This is a genomic window from Haloferax sp. AS1, from assembly GCF_014530665.1.
In the GTDB taxonomy this organism is placed as follows: Archaea; Halobacteriota; Halobacteria; order Halobacteriales; family Haloferacaceae; genus Haloferax; species Haloferax volcanii.
The window spans coordinates 2,574,717-2,591,756 of sequence record NZ_SPSA01000001.1 but is presented as its reverse complement, the minus strand read 5'-3'; the positions used below and the strand labels follow the sequence as shown (position 1 = coordinate 2,591,756).

Annotated in this window: 17 protein-coding genes; 1 reads left to right on the top strand and 16 read right to left on the bottom strand. The window is 68.9% G+C overall.

Annotation, left to right across the window (positions count from 1 at the left end; translation table 11 throughout):
- Positions 1-57: 57 nt before the first annotated feature.
- Positions 58-1,119 (bottom strand): HTH-type sugar sensing transcriptional regulator TrmB, encoded by a 1,062-nt coding sequence (gene trmB, locus E4P24_RS13625; RefSeq protein WP_004062257.1) that lies wholly within the window; start codon positions 1,117-1,119, stop codon positions 58-60.
- Positions 1,120-1,520: 401 nt separating this feature from the next.
- Between trmB and E4P24_RS13620 the strand changes: the two genes are divergently transcribed.
- On the top strand, positions 1,521-2,669 hold the full coding sequence (locus E4P24_RS13620; RefSeq protein WP_115802826.1) for a mechanosensitive ion channel family protein: 1,149 nt from the start codon (positions 1,521-1,523) through the stop codon (positions 2,667-2,669).
- 104 nt (positions 2,670-2,773) lie between these two features.
- On the opposite strand, the gene E4P24_RS13615 is transcribed toward E4P24_RS13620, so the two are convergent.
- From E4P24_RS13615 to E4P24_RS13545, 15 genes are all read right to left on the bottom strand, one after another.
- Positions 2,774-3,181, bottom strand: coding sequence for a universal stress protein (locus E4P24_RS13615; protein ID WP_004042855.1), 408 nt, complete (start codon positions 3,179-3,181; stop codon positions 2,774-2,776).
- A gap of 84 nt (positions 3,182-3,265) precedes the next feature.
- Positions 3,266-4,645, bottom strand: a complete 1,380-nt coding sequence (locus E4P24_RS13610) for a bifunctional UDP-sugar hydrolase/5'-nucleotidase (protein WP_115861773.1) — start codon at positions 4,643-4,645, stop codon at positions 3,266-3,268.
- Positions 4,646-4,772: 127 nt separating this feature from the next.
- Positions 4,773-4,985: a dodecin gene (locus E4P24_RS13605; protein ID WP_004062268.1), complete on the bottom strand. Its 213-nt coding sequence runs from the start codon at positions 4,983-4,985 to the stop codon at positions 4,773-4,775.
- A gap of 93 nt (positions 4,986-5,078) precedes the next feature.
- A complete protein-coding gene (locus E4P24_RS13600; RefSeq protein ID WP_004042849.1) occupies positions 5,079-5,876 on the bottom strand; it encodes a winged helix-turn-helix domain-containing protein in 798 nt (265 codons plus the stop codon).
- 100 nt (positions 5,877-5,976) lie between these two features.
- Positions 5,977-6,636, bottom strand: a complete 660-nt coding sequence (locus tag E4P24_RS13595; protein WP_006601505.1) for a hypothetical protein — start codon at positions 6,634-6,636, stop codon at positions 5,977-5,979.
- A complete protein-coding gene (locus E4P24_RS13590; protein WP_188148590.1) occupies positions 6,633-7,376 on the bottom strand; it encodes a hypothetical protein in 744 nt (247 codons plus the stop codon). Before E4P24_RS13590 ends, E4P24_RS13595 begins: the two co-directional genes overlap by 4 nt.
- Before the next feature lie 56 nt (positions 7,377-7,432).
- Positions 7,433-7,777, bottom strand: a complete 345-nt coding sequence (locus E4P24_RS13585; RefSeq protein ID WP_013035460.1) for a hypothetical protein — start codon at positions 7,775-7,777, stop codon at positions 7,433-7,435.
- Positions 7,778-7,865: 88 nt separating this feature from the next.
- Positions 7,866-8,114 carry a DUF5816 domain-containing protein gene (locus E4P24_RS13580; RefSeq protein ID WP_004042840.1) on the bottom strand — a complete coding sequence of 83 codons (249 nt, stop codon included), beginning with the start codon at positions 8,112-8,114 and terminating at the stop codon, positions 7,866-7,868.
- A 39-nt stretch (positions 8,115-8,153) separates the two neighbouring features.
- Positions 8,154-8,519 (bottom strand): iron-sulfur cluster assembly accessory protein, encoded by a 366-nt coding sequence (locus tag E4P24_RS13575; RefSeq protein ID WP_004062279.1) that lies wholly within the window; start codon positions 8,517-8,519, stop codon positions 8,154-8,156.
- 96 nt (positions 8,520-8,615) lie between these two features.
- Positions 8,616-9,896 carry a histidinol dehydrogenase gene (gene hisD / locus E4P24_RS13570; RefSeq protein WP_188148685.1) on the bottom strand — a complete coding sequence of 427 codons (1,281 nt, stop codon included), beginning with the start codon at positions 9,894-9,896 and terminating at the stop codon, positions 8,616-8,618.
- Between the two features lie 125 nt (positions 9,897-10,021).
- Complete coding sequence (locus E4P24_RS13565; protein ID WP_115802829.1) at positions 10,022-11,254, bottom strand: Nramp family divalent metal transporter; 1,233 nt, start codon at positions 11,252-11,254, stop codon at positions 10,022-10,024.
- Positions 11,255-11,480: 226 nt separating this feature from the next.
- Positions 11,481-12,089, bottom strand: coding sequence for a hypothetical protein (locus tag E4P24_RS13560; protein ID WP_188148589.1), 609 nt, complete (start codon positions 12,087-12,089; stop codon positions 11,481-11,483).
- A gap of 71 nt (positions 12,090-12,160) precedes the next feature.
- Positions 12,161-12,433: a hypothetical protein gene (locus E4P24_RS13555; protein ID WP_115802831.1), complete on the bottom strand. Its 273-nt coding sequence runs from the start codon at positions 12,431-12,433 to the stop codon at positions 12,161-12,163.
- 127 nt (positions 12,434-12,560) lie between these two features.
- Entirely contained in the window at positions 12,561-13,697 is a 1,137-nt protein-coding gene (locus E4P24_RS13550; protein WP_004062285.1) for an alanine--glyoxylate aminotransferase family protein, read from the bottom strand.
- 165 nt (positions 13,698-13,862) lie between these two features.
- On the bottom strand, positions 13,863-17,018 hold the full coding sequence (locus E4P24_RS13545; protein ID WP_188148588.1) for an FAD-binding and (Fe-S)-binding domain-containing protein: 3,156 nt from the start codon (positions 17,016-17,018) through the stop codon (positions 13,863-13,865).
- Positions 17,019-17,040 lie beyond the last annotated feature (22 nt).

The window sequence follows — 17,040 nt, the reverse complement described above, 5'->3', positions numbered from 1 at the left end:
GCGAGGGGGCCCGAAAAGCTGCGTGCGGCGATGCGTGCGGTGACTGACGCTGCGAGTTCAGACGATTTCGTCGCGGTTCGGAACCTCGTCGCGGCCGAGCAGAATCTCCTGTCCTTCCACGTCTTCGAGCGCGGCGACCAGCCCGCCGACCTCGACGACGCCCTCCTCGGTCTCGATGTGGAGCGACGCGACCTCCTCCGTGTCCTCGAACGCCGTCTCGATGACGCGGCCTTCGACCACGATGGGGTCGCCCGTCTCGATGTCGCGGCCGGAGACGGAGGCGTAGAAGTCGCCGTCTATCTCGCGGATGTCCTTGACGGCCCGGCGGATAGAGGCGTAGCGCCGCGGGAACGGCCGGCGCTTGCCGTTGGCGACGATGGTCTCGGCGGTGCTCCAGAGGACGGTCCCGAAGAACCCGCTGACGAGGAAGCCGAGCGCGGAGCGGTTGAAGATGACGCCGTAGCGGTCGCGGTCGTCGCGGAGGGCGTCCTGGGTCGCGTAGATGGAGTACTCGCCGTCAGCGACCGCGAGGACGGGCGAGGTGATGCCGCGGCGGGCGCGGGCGATGGTCGCCACGTCGAGGTAGTTGAACTCCTCGGGGTCGGGCGCGCGGGAGGCGGGCGTCACGAGCAGGTCGATGCTGACGCCGCTGTCGATGGCCGCCGCGAGGTCGTCGCGGAAGCGACGGAGCAGGTCGGGCGTCAACGAGAGCACGAGTTCGTACTCCGCGGCCTCGATAATCTCCTCGATGTAGCGGAGGATGGTCGACCGCGACTTGACGAGCGAGACGGCCTCGGTGTCGCGGGCGGGGGCGGTGTAGCGCGCCTCCAGTTCCTCGATGAGTTCCTCCAGCGAGGTCTTGACGTTCGCGAAGGCGTCGTCGGGGTCGACGGCGACGATTTTCATCGGGCGCGACTCGCGGAGTTCGACGAGGCCGCGGTCCGACAGGCTTCGGACCGTGTCGTACACCCGCGGCTGGGGGATGCTGGTTCGGTCCGCGATTTCGCTCGCCGTCAACTGTCCGTGTTCGAGAACGGCCAGATACGCGTCTATCTCGTACTCGCCGAGGTTGAAGCGCTCACCGACTCGCTCCATGGTGAGCCGCAGTTCGTCAGCCATGCTCGTGACGTGTACGGCATCACCTAAATCATTTACTGAAATCCGAGTAGCACGAAATTCCGAAAACAAGTGGCACAACTGATGGCAGGGCGGCCGGCGAGCGTCGCGGAACGGCGGGACGGCAGGGCGACGGGTGGAGCAGAGCGGAGCGGGGCGGAGCGAGTCGAATCAGGCGAAGCGGGACGAAGCGGGACGAAGCGGGACAAACGGGACGAAGCGGGACGAAGCGGGACAAACGGGACGAAGCGGGACGAAGCGGGACAAACGGGACGAAGCGCGGCGAGGCGGGCGGTCGTCGCGTCGGCCGTGCGGATACTGCGACGGCCCGACACGTAGCCGTTCACCGCGACCGAACCCCCGGAGTAACAACCCTTTTTTCGCCGCTCCCCGTTGCGGGTTCCATGCACGGAGTCGAGGGGGTTGCCGACGCGTCGGCCGCGGTCGGCGGGGTATCGACTGCGGGGAGCCACCTCGCGGTCGCCCCGCTCCAGTCGACGGCGCTCACGCCGCCGCCGTTCGTGCCGGACTACTTCCTGTTTCCGGGGTGGCGCATCGCCGTCGCCCTCGTCATCGTCGCCCTATCGGTCGGGCTCTCGAAGTACATCGTCCGCCTGCTCGGCCGGCCGGTCGCCCGACAGTTCCGCCGGCAGAGCGTCGCCCAGACGGTGCTCCGAATCGTCCGCCTCTCTATCGTCCTCGTCGGCGTCGGCGTCGGCGCGAACGTCCTCGGCCTCGAACTCGGCGACATCGTCCTCTCGGTGACGGTGTTTTCGGCGGTGCTCGGTATCGTTCTCGCGCCCATCGTCGGGAGCATCATCAACGGGGTGTTCGTCCTCTCGGACCAGCCGTTCGAAATCGGCGACATGATAGAACTCGACGACGGCACGAAGGGCTTCATCGACGAGATTACCCTGAGCTACACGAAGATATTCACCCTCGACAACACCTTTCTCGTGATGTCGAACTCGAACATCCGCGACCGCGACGTCATCAACTACTCCGCGGAAGACGAGCGGACCCGTCTGTCGCTCGACGTGCTCGTCACCTACGAGTCCGACATCGACGCCGCCCGCGACCTCGTCGAGCGCGCCGCCCGCGACTGCGACGCGGTGGTCGAAGGCGGCCCCGACATCCGCATCGGGAGCGCCCGCTACCCGGCGAAGCCGACCGCCTACATCAACTCCTACGCCGACAACGGCGTCCTCCTGCGCCTCCGCTACTGGGCGCTGAAACCGTACAAAATCGGCCGCATCCAGTCGGAGGTCCAGACGCGGCTCTGGACGCTCGTCGAGGAGTCCGACGCGACCGTCGAGTTCGCCTACCCGCACACGCACCTCGTCTTCGACGAGACCAGCGGGAGCCTCCACGTCACCGGCGACGAGGCCGCGAACCGGCGTCACGCCACCGCGTCGCCGGCTCCGGGAGCGCCCGTCCAGTCGGTCTCCGACGGGGAGGGCGGCGAAGCCCCGGTCGATGCGGCTGATTCGGCCGACGCGACCGACGCCCCGGACTCGGCGGACGCGGAGTCAGCGGACACCGCCGAGAACTGACGGGGAACGGCGAACGCAGTCGAAGCTGGTCGCATCGAAAACGGGGAAACCCGAACTCGAATCCGAGTCCGAACTCGAACCGAACCGGTCCGTGCGCCGCCGGCTCAGTCGTCGGCGCGGACGGTGATGACCGTGCAGTCGAGCTTTTCGCGGAGGAACACGTCGATGTCGGGGTCGTCGAGGAACCGGCGGAGCATCCGCCGCCAGCGGCTCGCCTGTTTCGACCCGATGACGACGATGTCGGCCTCCTCGGCGGCGACCTCTTCGAGAATCGTCTCCTCGACGAGGAATCCCCGACGGACGACGTAGCGCGCGCGGACGAGCGGCCCGAACTCGGCTTCGACTGCCCGCTTGAGTTCGGTCCGCGTCACGCCGCGGTTCGACTGGTAGAGGTCGACGTGGAGGACCGTCAGCTCGGCGTCGCGCTCGCGCGAGACGCGGACGGCCTCTTCGAGCGTCGCCCGGGAGTGCTTCGAGAGCGGGTACCGAACCGGGACCACGACCCGTGTCATACTCCGAGACCACTCGCCGGGCGTGCGTGAACCTTTCCCTCTCCGACGGCCGCGTCGCCGTTGCTCACGCTCTTTCCGTCTCCGTCAGTCGTCGGCGCGGGTGGCCGACCGGCGCTCGATGCGCCCCTCGACGGCGGCGTCGAAGCCGACCTCGCGGGCGTAGCGCGCCAGCGCGTCGTGTTGAATCTCGAACTCGCCGCCCCGGTGGGCCTGCGTGATGGCCGGGAACTCCTGTGTGCTGTGGAGCAGGTAGTCGCTCGTGGCGACGGTGTAGCGCGCCTCCGGGTCGAGTGGCTCGCCGCCGACGAACGCCTCGACGACCTCGTTTCGGTCGTCGTCCCAGACGATGCGCGCGCCGCTGACGTGGGCGTGCCACCAGTCCGGTTCCCCGAAGCCCATCTCGGCACCGCGGGCGGCTCCGAACGCCGCTAAGAGCTCCGTGCCGGTCACGTCGGCGACGACGAGGTGCTCCTCGAAGGGGACGAGGCTCACGAGGTCGGCGTGGGTTATCTCGGGGCCGACGGGCGGGCCGGAGCGGATGCCGCCGCTGTTCTGGAGTCCCACGTCCGCGCCGGTCGCCCAGCGGTAGGCGTCGGCGATGGCGTTGCCGACGCGGCACTCGCCGGCCGCGACGGTCTCCTCGGCGCGGTCCATCGGGCGGTCGATGCGGCAGAGCACCTCGTCGAGTCCGGCGGCGTCGACCCGGCCCTCCAGCGCCGCGACGAGTTCCGCGTCGGGCCGGTACTCGGCGGTCCGGTGACGGACCGTCTCGATTCGGTCGGCGGCGACGCGGACCTCCCAGACGACGTGGCCGTTCGCGCCGGGGCGGACGATTGGCACGCCGTCGACCACGTCGTCGCGCTCGGCGTGGACGTGGCCGCCGAGGACGAGGTCCACGTCGCACCGGGCGACCAGTTCGTCGTCGCCGCTCCCGAGGTGCGAGAGCGCGACGACGAGGTCCGCGCCGTCGTCCCTGAGGGCGTCGGCCGCGGCCGAGGCGGCCGGGTAGGGGTCCGCGAAGTCGAGGTCGGTCGCCTCGGGGTTGATGGTGCCGGTCGCGGGGTCGGTGACGCCGAAGAAGCCGAGCGTCAGCCCGTCCACCTCGCGGGTCGTTCGCGGGACGCTCCCCTCGGCGGCGGCGAACCGACCGCCGTCCTCGCCGCGGACGTTGCTCGTGACCCACGTCGGCCGGCTCGCGGCGACGAGTTCCCGGGTCCGGCTCGGCCCGTAGTCGAAGTCGTGGTTGCCGAACGTTTCGAGGTCGGCGTCCACGGCGTCGTAGAAGTCGAGCGCCTGCCCGCCGCGCTCGACGAGCGAGAGGACGCCCGGCGCGGTGTTGTCGCCGGAGCCGACCACGAGGGTGTCGTCGCCGTCGAGGGCGCGGACACAGCCCGCGAGGCGGCCGGCGCGCTCGGAGTCGTCGAAGACGTTCTCGATGTCGGAGTAGTGGAGGAGCCGAGGCATTCGCTTCTCGAATGTGGCGGCGCGGGCGGATAAGAAGCCGTCGGGACGACCCGCGGGCGGGTAAGACGGCGCGGAACCGGCGCGAACCGGGGCAGCCGCCAGCGCCTCGACGCGGGCGAGTTCGCCGCTACTCGTCGTCTTTCGCTTCGAGTTCGAACGCGACTTCGACTTCGGCTTGGTACTCTCGCGTCTCGACGGACGCGAGTTCGACGCCGAGTTCCTTTACTTCGACCCAGTGGACGCCCGCGAGCGTCTCCTCCGCGCGGTTAATCGCGTCGTCGACGGCGGCGTCGAAACTCTCTGCACTCCGACCGACGAGGGTGATTTTCTTGAACACCATCTCGTCGGACCCTTCGTCGTACTATCACAAATAATCGTCCCCGATTCGGCGGCGGTGGGCGGGCGGGTCATCTCGCATCGCGCTGTCGCGGGCTCACTCGTCGGGCCGATACGGGCGCGCGGTCTCGGCGCGCGCCGCGACGAGTCTGCGACCCCACGCCACGGCCGAGGGCTCGTAGCTCACGACTAGCGCCTCCGGAGCGCCCATGTGGTCGTAGACGACGAGCGTGACGGAGGCCGTCGTCGGTCGGTCCATGACCACGACGCCGAACGTCGGGTCCTCGTCGACCGCGGCCACGCGGACGCCGGCGTCGACCATGGCGTCGAGGTCGTCGGGATAGCGGTTCGAGAGCCAGTCGAGCGACTCCGCGGAGAGGACGAGCGTGACGCTGTCGCCGAGCCGGGTGAGCTGCTCGCGCGCCTCGGGCCAGTTACTGAACAGAAACGGGCCGTTGAAGCCGGCGAGCTCCGTCACCTCGTTGATATCGAAATCGAGCGGTGCGCGCCGTTCCATCTCCGAGAGGTCGCCGGTACAGACGACCGCCTCGCGGAACAGCGAGGGCGGCGGCTCGACCGACTCGGGGAGGTGGTCGAGCACGGGTACCGCGCCGAGCACGTTCGCCATCGCCCGAATCGCTTCGTCGTGTGTCTCCAGCGCGACTCGACCCGCGCTCGTGGCGACGAACCTGCCGTTCGACCGCTCGACGAGGCCGAGCCCGACGAGTCGCTCGACGCCGCGGTCGACGGTGGACCGAGAGACCGAGAGCGTGCGGACCAGTTCGGCCTTCGAAAGTGACTCCGTCGAGAGCGCTTGGAGAATCTGCCGGCGACGGCCGACCGTCTCGAACGCGTCGGCGGCGTCCTCGTCTCCATCACCGATCCAACTCGACATCGGTGTGAACGTCTCAGTCCGTGTACAAATGTATATCGGGATTCGAGAGAAATCGCCTGCTGTCGGCTGATTCTGACGGCCTGCTCCCCGCCGGTTCGTGTCAGCGAGACGCCGTTTCGAACCGCCGCTGCAACGCGCCGACCACGTCCGAGAGGTGGGCGGTCCCCCAGACGGCGACGATGACGCCGCCGACGGCGTCGAACACGAGGTCCAAGAGCGTGTCGTCGAGACCGTACTGCGTCAGCACCGACGCGGTGCCGGCGAGCGAGGCGACCCCGGAGATGGCGAACTCGATGACCTCCCAGAAGACGCCGAACGCGAGGACGAAAAGCAGGATGAAGACGAACATGAACCGCGGCGGCAGGTAGATGTCCGCCGTGTGCTCGTCGACCGCGCGGACGGTCGCGTAGCCGGCGGCCGCGACGACCGACGACGACAGCGCGTGCGTGAGATGGTCCCACCACCAGACGCCCGCGTAGAAACTGGTCTCCGAACCGGGGAAGCCGACCGTCCCGAGCGCGTGGAGGAACGCCGCGGAGGATATCCAGAGCGTCAGCCCGGCGTCCATCGGGATGCGGTAGTCGCGTTCGAGTATCGCCGGCAGATAGGTCACGCCGAGACCGACGAGCGCGTTGACGACGATGCCGAGGTTCCCGCGGTCGAGGCCGATGAAGACGAGACCGACGAGGACGACCTGCATCGCCCGCGAGAGTTGGGACTGCCGTCGCTCGTCGATACGGAGGTGCGAGCGAATCTTCACGGCGACTCACCTCCCTCCGGCGCGCGGGAATCGCCGTCCGTCTCCGCCGCGTCCGACAGCCCGGCTACCTCCGCCGCCTCCGACTCCTCGGCCATCTCCGCCACCTCTTCGGGGAGTCGCTCGCGCGACCCGGCCCGGCGGCGGAAGTAGTACTCGAACAGCAATCCGGCGACGAGTCCGGCGACGGTGGCGGCGACGAAGTCCCACATCAGCCCCGCCTCGACGACGTGCTCGGGCCGCCCGTTCAACAGCAGGCGCGTCCCGAGGTAGAGGTCCGAGAGCCACTGGACGACCGCCCAGACGCCCGCGGCGGCCATCGTGGCGATGACGACGAAGAAGACGGCGAAGGAGTGGTTCATCCGGACCGGCGTGAACACGTCGAGTTCGACGGCGACGATGAGCGCGATGGCGGCCACCGCGAGATACGTCGACACGCGCCCGGTGAACGTCACGCCGCCGATGGTCTGGCCCCGGACGAGAACGCGGGCGACGAGCGGGAGCGAGGCGAGCGCGACGACCTCCCACGGAAGCATCGCTCGCGGTTCGCGGAAGGCGACGGCCGGGACGACGGTGACCGCGGCCACGACGGCCGCGAACCCGCCCCAGACGAGGTCGCCGCCGGTGACGACGCTCCCGACGGCGACGGCGACGAGGAAGCCGACGAACAGCCACGCGAGCGCCGCGTTGAGCCGTCTGCTCCGGACGAATCGCGCCAACTCCGTCTGTGCGGCCTGCGACATGCTCGTCCGTTAGCGACGGGCTGAGAAAACGTTTGGGCGAAACCGCCCCGTTTCGATTACGTGTTCGTGCCGTGAACGACCTCGTAGTCGTTCCCACCACCGTTCGACACGCCGATGATTGCCCACTCGTATGGAAGGTCGATACCGCGAAGCCGCTCTCGAAGCGCGCTGATGTGGTCGTCCCACGTCACGAAGCAGCGGAACCGATACGGTGTCTCGGTGCCGCCGTCTGCGAGCACCGGACGGCATTCGGTCGCTTCGCGCGAACTCAGTGCGGTCACGTGGACCGTACGCCACTTGCGTTCGGCCAGCATATCGGGTCCGTCCCCCGAGACGGAGTAGCCGAGCCGGCCGAATATCGACCGAGCCTCCTGAACAGGAGGCATCGAAGCCTGGGCCATGCACGTCTACGTACACCCGCACTCCTGATAAAGATTGTCACGATATACCATACCAATAATTGACGAACGGTCGCGCCGAGACGCCCGGCTACTCGTGAGCGGCGTCCCACTCCTCGGGTTTGCGGACGTTCCCGCAGTTGTTGCACTCGATGCGGGCCATCGTGTCCATCGCGGTGTCGAACGAGTCGCAGTTGCCGCAGAGGTAGCCCCATCGGTTCTCGGCGTCCTCGGTCGAATAGACGACGTAGAACGGTCCCTTCGAGCCGCGTTCGGGCTCGTCGGTGGCGACGAAGACGGTCTTACCGCTCGATACGGTCTGGGTCTGGAGTTCGGCCATGCCACCGATTCGCGCGCGGGTGGCTTAAGAAATTGGTCCCTACGTCCGGAACGACTCGCCGCAGCCGCAGCTGCTCTCGGCGTTCGGGTTGTTGACGTGGAAGCCCGCGCCTTGCAGGCCGCCCTCGAAGTCGAGGGTCGAACCGCCGATGTAGTTCATGCTCGCGGGGTCGACGAACACGCGGAGGCCGTGCTGTTCGACGACCGTGTCGTCGTCTTCCGGTTCGTTGTCGAAGCGCATCCCGTAGGACAGTCCGGCGCAGCCGCCCTGCTGGACGAACAGCCGGAGTCCGGCCACGTCGGTGTCCATCGACTCCCCTTCGAGGAGGGAGACGGCTTCGTCCGCGGCCGCGGGCGTGACCGTGACCGCCACATCGCCGCCGCCACTCGCGGATTCCGTGCTCATACGTCCCACTATACTGTGGGAACGGATAACTGTGGCGCAGGCGGAACTTCGCGCGCCGCCCCGGTAGGCTGTGGCTACCCGGTGGAACGCCTCAGTTCACTCTTCGAACCGCTCGCGGACGCTCTGGGCGTGGGCGTCGAGGCCCTCCGCCTCCGCGAGCGTCGTAATCGTCTCGGAAAGCTCCGACAGCCCGTCGCGGTCGAGGCGCTGGACCGTCGTCGAGCGGACGAAGTGGTCCACCGAGAGGCCGCCCTGTCGCTTCGCGCCGCCGCCGGTCGGGAGGACGTGGTTCGTCCCGGAGGCGTAGTCGCCGGCCGCGACGGGCGTGTACGGCCCGAGGAAGACGCTCCCCGCGGAGTCGATGCGGTCCAACAGCGCCTCGTCGTCGTCGGCCTGAATCGTCAGGTGCTCGGCGGCGTACTCCTCGGCGAACAGCACCGCCTCGGACATCGACCGCGCGAGGAGGACGCCCGACGCGTCGCCTTCGAGCGCAGCCTCGATGGTCTCCGCGCGCTCGCGCTCGCCCGCCTGTCGCTCGACCTCCGCGACGACATCGGCGGCGAGGTCGGCGTCGTCGGTGACGGCGACGACCGACGCGTTCGGGTCGTGTTCGGCCTGCGCGACGAGGTCGGCGGCGACGAACCGCGCCTCGGCCGTCTCGTCGGCCACGACGAGCACCTCGGAGGGACCGGCGAGGAAGTCGATGTCAACGTCGCCGCGGACCTCGGCCTTCGCCGCGGTGACCCACTTGTTGCCCGGGCCGACGACCTTCTGGACGGCCTTCACCGTCTCCGTGCCGTAGGCGAGCGCGGCGATGCCCTGCGCGCCGCCGACCGAGTAGACCGCGTCCGCGCCCGCGACGTGCATCGCGGCGAGCGTGACGGGGTTCATCGGCTCCGCGGGCGGCGTGGCGACCGCGACGTGTTCGACGCCCGCGACCTTCGCGGGGATGACGCCCATGAGGACGCTCGACGGGTAGGCGGCGGTGCCGCCGGGGGCGTAGACGCCCACCCGGTCGAGCGGCCGGTAGCGACGCCCGAGTTCGCGGGTGCCGTCGTCACCGAACTCCTCGCGCCAGTCAGCGGGGACCTGTTTTTCGTGGAACGCGCGGACGTTCGCCGCGGCGGCCTCGATGGCCTCGCGCACGTCGTCGTCGAGTTCGTCGTAGGCGCGCTCGGCGGCGTCGGTCACGTCGATGTTGCCGACCTGGACGCCGTCGAACTCGTTTGAGAACTCCCGGACCGCAACGTCGCCCTCTCGGCGGACGCGCTCGACGATGTCGCGCACGTCGGACTGGGCCTCCCCGACGCCGGCGTCCCGCTCGAAGAAGGCGCGGCGGGCGTCGGTGCCGAGGTCGGCCAGTTCGCGAACCTCGATGTTCATACCCCGGCTTTGCGGCCGGCGCGAAAAGTCGTTGCGGAAGCGGTGGGGCCGGCGGTCGGCGGCCGTCCGGTCCTCCGGACAGTCGCGGAGCTAATCCGACGTTCGGCCGCCCCGCCCGGTCACCCGAGGAGCGTCGAGTACAGGAGCCAGCCGTTCAGGGCCACGATAACGGCGATGGCGACGCCGAGGACGCCGGTCGTGGTCGCCCGGTTGCGGAAGTTTCCCATCAGCGACGCCTCGTGGGTGAACCAGAGGAGCGGAATCAGGACGAACGGGAGCTCGAAGCTCAGCGCGACCTGCGAGGCGACGAGCACCGACGTGGGGTCGAAGCCCGCGGCGACGATGAGGAGACTCGGCACGAGCGTGACCGACCGCCGGAGCCAGACGTTGATGTCGAGGTCCAGAAAGCCGTCCATGACGGTCTGGCCGGCCATCGTCGCCACGAGGGACGACGAGAGCCCGGCGGCGATGAGCGCGACGCCGAACGCGAGGCTCGCGTTCGCCCCGAAGACGCCGCTGAGGGTGACGTACGCCTCTTCGAGCGTCTCGATGCCCGTCCCCTGAAGCGCGGCGGCGGCGACGATGAGCATCGCGGCGTTCACGAACATCGCGCCGAAGAGCGCGACGACGGTATCGAGGCGCTCCAGCCGGAAGTGGCGGCGGTGGACGGCCTCGGTGTCGCCGTCCGACTCGATGAGCCGGTCGCGGCGGTCCTGTACGATGTACGGGTGGAGATAGACGCTGTGCGGCATCACGGTCGCGCCGAGGATGCCGATGGCGACGTACAGCGCCGAGGCGTTCGGGACGGTCGGGACGAGGCCGGAGGCGACGGTCGAAGCGGTCGGTCTCGCCAGCGCCATCTCGAAGACGAACGCGAGGGCGATGACGCCGACGAGCGACATGATGGTGAGTTCGACCCAGCGGAACCCCCGTTTGTGTGCGGTCCGAACGCCGAGCAGGGCGAACGAGCTCACCGCCGCGAGGACGGCTCCGGCCCACAGCGGCAGGGAGAAAACGAGGCTGAACCCGATGGCGGCCCCGATGATTTCGGCCATGTCGGTGGCGACCATCGCCAGTTCCGCGGCGGCCCACAGGAGCACGACGACGGGCCCCGAAAAGCGCTCCCGGCAGAGCTGTGCCACGCCCTTCCCGGTGGCGATGCCGAGTTTGGCGGCGAGCACCTGAATCCCCATCGCCATGACGCTGGCGAGGACGATGACCCACAGCAGGGCGGGGCCGAACTTCGCGCCGCCCGAGATGTTTGTCGCCCAGTTACCGGGGTCCATGTAGGCGACGCTGATGATAAAACCGGGGCCGAGATACGAGAGCAGTTCGCGGAGCGAGGGGCGCATCCCCTACCGACACCTCAGTTCTTCACATACGCAAACGCTTGTATTTGCCATGTCTAAATAATAATTTCACCTGTCAAGTAAAACTGCTATCGGTCGTTTCAGACGCGAACCACAGTCACGGTGTCAGTCGGAAGCGTGACGGCCGGCCCACCAGTGACCGAAGACTATCGCGCGACGGGAACGGCGGGTGAGTTCGTCGCTCAGTCCCGCGCCGCGGCCTCTCCGACTACGCCACGTCGCGCTGTTCAGTGTACGTCAGCGTCCGGTTGTCCGTCTCGATGGTCGTCTGGACCGTAATCCAGCCGTCCGCCTGCTGGACCGCGAACGCCTCCGAGTACGACAGTTCGACGCGCTTCGTCGTCGTGTACGACTCGCCGGCCGCGAGGTCACCGACCGCTTGGGTCCCGCGCCAGACCTCGTCGTCCGGGTCGGTGTCGTTGCCGACGAAGATGCGACTGTACACGGTGACGCCGGAGCTATCGGTGTCCTGTTGGTTCGTTATCGTGCTCGTCACGTCGCGGCAGGTCTGTCCGCACTCCTCGATGTCGTCGACGACGACGCCGAACGGCGGCCTCGATTGGGTCTCGGTCGCGTCACCGTCGCCGCTATCGCCGTCGCCATCGCTGTCGTTGCTCCCGGTGTCGTTCCCGCCGGTGTCATTGCTGTCCCCCCCGCCGCCGTCGGGCGACGCGGTCGTCTGCGTGGGGAACGCTCCGTCGGAGCCGTCGGCGGAGGTCGTGTCAGCGAACGGTCCGACTCCCGCCAGGAACGCGGCGGCGACACCGGCCGTGAGCAGGGCCAGCACTGTCGCGGCGACGAAAACTGTGCGTCTCATAACTGAGTTGGGACCTCATATTGGGCGGCTGTCATCTGCCACGTCGCTCGATAGCGTCGGGTCACACTTAGTTACGCACCCGAAACGTCGTTCGCGCGGTCGCTCAGCGAGCCCCCGAGCGACCCGTCGAGGGCCCCGCTCAGGAAGTCGCTCACGAGGTCGTGGACGCCTGAGACGAACTCGGGGACCGGGTCGGGGAGTTCGCCGGGCGGCCCCCGCTGGCCGGCCTCGGACGCGGGGGACGATTCGCGCGCGGTGTCGTTCGGTGCGGCGGCGGCGACGCCCGCGGTCGTGACGAGGACGGCGAGCAAGACGCCGACGAGGGAGAGTCTGCGTCGGTTCATGGTGAGTCGCTCCGGTCGCCACTCGCGGGTCGATGCTCATGAAAAGCGGACACCGTGGCGGGCGTTTTGCGTCGGTTTCGCTGAGTTTCGACGCGGTTCACGGCGAATTGCCGCCGGTTCGGAGCCGTTACTGGTTCAGCGCTTCGCGCATGGCGGCGAAGCCGGCTTCGGGGTCCACGTCCGCACCCTGCGCTTCGAGCGCCTCACCGAGGGCGGTCAGAAGGAACGAGACGTTCTCCGGCCGCGCCGAGTGGCCCATGCAGCCGACGCGGAAGATGTCGCCCGCGAGCGCGCCGAGGCCGCCGGCGATTTCGAGGTCGTAGTGGTCGAGCACGTAGTCGATTGCCGCGCCGGCGTCCACGCCGTCGGGGACGAGCACCGCGTTGAGGCTCGGCAGCCAGTACTCGTCTTCGGGGTTGAGACCGAGGCCCATCGCCTCGACGCCGGCTTTCAGCGCGCCCGCGACCCTGCGGTGGCGCGCCCACCGCTCCTCGATGCCTTCCTCCGCGACCAGTCGGAGCGCCTCGCGGATGGCGTAGACGTTGGTGATGGGCGCGGTGTGGTGGTACGAGCGGTCGTCGCCCCAGTAGCCCTCCAACAGCGACAGGTCGAGATACCACGAGCGGGGCGGCTCCTCCCGCGAGAGCACCTTGTCCATCGCGCGGTCGTTGAGCGTCAGCGGGCTCGCGCCCGGCGGGCACGACAGGCACTTCTGCGGGCCGGAGTAGGCCACGTCGATGCCCCAGTCGTCGACTTCGAGTTCGACCCCGCCGAGCGAGGTGACGGTGTCGGCGACGACGAGCGCGTCGTGGTCGTGGGCGATGCTCGTCAGTTCGGGGACGCTCGGCTGTTTCACGCCCGTCGAGGTCTCGGCGTGGACGAACCCGAACACGTCCGGCTGGTGCTCGTCGAAGGCGTCCTGTACGTCCGCGGAGTCGAGCGGCTCGCCCCACGGCGCGTCGACGTGGACGACCTCGCCGCCGGCGCGTTCGGCCATCGACTCCATGCGCCCGCCGAAGTAGCCGTTCGTCGGGACGAGCATCGTGTCACCCGGTTCGACGAGGTTGCCGATGGCCGCCTCCATCGACGCCGACCCGGTCCCCGAGACCGGAATCGTCCACTTGTTGTCGGTGCGGAACGTGTAGCGCATGAGCTCCTGCACCTCGTTCATGACCTCGATAAACGACGGGTCGAGGTGGCCGACGAGCGGCGTAGACATCGCGCGGAGGACGCGCGGGTGAACGTCGCTCGGGCCGGGGCCCATCAGCGTGCGATTCGGCGGGGTGAGTTCGCCGACATCGGGTGCATCGGACATGGTCTGCCTTCACCTGCCACGCAAACCGGCAAAAGGGATGTGATTGCGGAACGCCGCGAGACGGATACCGTCCCGACCCGCGGGAACCCGACGACCGCGCCGACGCGCGCCCGCTCAGCCCGACAGCGCCTGCGCGACCTTCTCTATCGGGTGCGGGGGTCGCCGCGCCGCGTCGTCCCTGTCTTCGAGTTGCGTCCGACACGACGCGCCGGGAGCGACCACCTCGTCTCCCTGACTGTCGTCGACCTGCTCGAACAGGATGTCTCCCATTGCCTTCGAGAGGTCGTAGTGTTCGGCCTCGTAGCCGAAGCTCCCGGCCATGCCGCAGCAGCTCGAATCGAGTGGGTCGACCGCGTAACCGACCCGCCGGAGGACGCCCACCGCGTGGTGGTCCTTGTTCAGCGCCTTCTGGTTGCAGTGGCCGTGGTAGGTGAGAGACCCGAGCGTACCGCCGTCAGCGACCGCGGAGGCGACGGGTCCGGCCGCGTCGTCGCCGTCGGCCGAGCGCCCGCGAATCGGGAGGTTCTCGTCCAGCCGGTGGGCGTCGAGGAACTCCATGACGCCGGAGGCGGCCGCGGCGACCGGGGCGACCGCGTCGTCCGGCAGGAGGTCGGCGTACTCGTCTTGGAACATCACCGCGTCCGAGGGCTCGACGAAGACGACCGACCAGCCGGTTTCCACCGACGGGCGGAGCGTCTCGACGTTGTGACCCGCGCGCCGTCGAGCGAGGTCGAGGAAGCCGCCGGAGTAGGCGGCCCGGCCGCTCGGTTCGACGCCCTCCGCGAGTCGGACGTGGACGCCGGCGGCCTCCAGCACGCGAACCGCGGCCTTCCCGATTTCGGGCGTGACGTAGTTCGTGTAGGTGTCGGGAAACAGGAGGACGCGGTGGTCGGCCTCGCTCGCCGGGACGCGGGGCCGTCGCCCGTCCATCCACGATTCGAGCGTGTCGCGGGTGAACGAGGGGAGCGCCCGGTCGGCGGCGACGCCCGCGAGTCGCTCCATCGCGGCCCGCGCGCCCGGGAGTTCGGCCGCCCAGTTCGAGACGGGCGCGAGCGCGCTGCCGACGCCGGCCAGCCGGTCGATGTTGGCGAACAGGCGCTCGCGGAGCGACGCGCCCGCCTCGGCGTGGTGGGCGTGTTTCACCTCGGCTTTGAGCTTCGCCAAGTCGACGCCGGTCGGACAGTCGTTCTGACAGCCCTTACAGCCGACGCAGAGGCCGAGCACCTCCTCTTGGAAGCGGTCGGAGTGGATCTCGTCGTCCGAGAGGTCGCCTGAGATGGCCGCCCGGAGCATGTTCGCCCGCCCGCGGGTCGTCTCGGCTTCGTCCTTCGAGGCGCGGTAGGTCGGACACATCGTCTCCGACCCGGTCTGCCGGCAGGTACCGCAGCCGTTACAGAGTTCGACGAGGTGCGAGAAGCCGTTCTCGTCCGAGAAGTCGAGCGTCGTCGCTGGCTCGATGGACCGGTAGGCCGCGCCGTACCGGAGGTTCTCGCGCATGTCCGCGCCCACGCCGCGGTCGCTGTCCGGGCCGAGGTCGTCGGGTCCGTCGCGGTAAACGACGTTGCCGGGGTTCATGCGCCACTCGGGGTCGAAGGCGGTCTTCAGCTCCTTGAACGCGCCCCAGAGTTCGGGACCGTACATCTTCGGGTTCCACTCGGTCCGGGCCATCCCATCCCCGTGCTCGCCCGAAAAGGCCCCGCGGTGGTCCAACACGAGGTCGGTCACGTCGTCGGTGATGGCGCGCATCGTCTCGATGCCTGCGCCGTCTTTCAGATTCAGGATGGGGCGGATGTGGAGCGTCCCCGCGCCGGCGTGGGCGAAGTACGCGGCCGACGTGCCGTGGTCCTCTAACACGTCTTCGAACGACTGGACGTACTCCGCCAACTCCTCGGGCGGGACGCTCGCGTCCTCGATGAACGGGTAGGGCTTCGGGTCGCCCGGCAGCGACATGAGAAGCGGTATCGCCGCCTTGCGAAGTTTCCAGAGGTCGGCCTGCGCCGCGGGCGTGTACGCCTCGATGGCTTCGAACGCGCCGCCGTCGTTGGCGTCACCCGCCGCCGACCCGGGGTCGCCGTCTCGCAGGAAGTGGTCGTTCGCCTCGCGAATCACGGCCTCGAAGTCGTCGTGCAGTTCCGAATCGAACTCCAGCATCAGGGTCGCCGCCGTCCCGTCGGGAATCTCCTCGACGTACTGGGCGTACTCGCTGGACTCGGCGGCCATCCGCAACACCTCGTCGTCCATGAGTTCGACCGCGCTGGCGTCGAAGTCGAGCGCGTCGGGGACCGCGGCCATCGCCTCGACGAGGTCGTCGTAGGCGTAGAGGACGAGCGCCGTCTCCTCGGGAACCGTCACGAGCGACACGGTGGCCTCGACGACGACGCCGAGGGTTCCCTCCGCGCCGACGAACAGTTTGGAGAGGTTGACGACCGTCTCGCCGTCGTCGGTTTCGGAGACGGCCTTGTGGAGGTTGTAGCCCGACACCGACCGCTTGAGGCTCGGATACCGGCGCTCGATTTCCTCCTCGTGGTCCTCGACGAGGCCGAGAACGGTCCGGTAGAGGTCGGCCTCGCGGTCGTCCTTGCCGACGATGCGGTCCCACTCGTCGCTCCCGACGACCACGTCGCGGGTGTGGACGACCGACCCGTCCGCGAGGACGACCCGCAACTCCTCGGTGTAAGCGTCGGTGATGCCGTAGCGGACCGAGTGCGCGCCCGTGGAGTTGTTGCCGATGCCGCCGCCGACGGTCGCGCGATTCGAGGAAGCGGGGTCCGGCGCGAACTTGAGGCCGTGGTCCGCGAGGCGGTCGTCGAGGTCGTCCTGCACCACGCCGGGTTGGACCCGCGCCCGCCGCGCGTCGGGGTCCACGCGGACGATTTCGTCCATGTACTTCGAGCAGTCGACGACGACACAGCCGGGGCCGACGGTCTGTCCCGCCAGCGACGACCCCGCCCCGCGCGGGAGCACGGGCACGTCGTGTTCGGCCGCCGTCCGCACCGCGGCGCGCACGTCGTCTTCGTCGCGGGGGATGACCACGCCCGCCGGGCGCGCCCGGTAAATCGAGCCGTCGGTCGCGTACAACACCTGCGCGTACTCGTCGAATCGCACCTCGCCGGAGACGACGTCCCGGAGGTCGGCGGCGAGGTCGGCGTGTTCGGCCACGTCCGCCACGTCGTAGTCGCGCGACTCCTGAAATCGTTGGAAGTCCCCCCGTCTCTCGCCGTCCGTCTCCGCCGTGATTCGTGTCGCCCGTGAAGGGCCGTCACCAGACATTATCATCTATAATCGTTCAGGA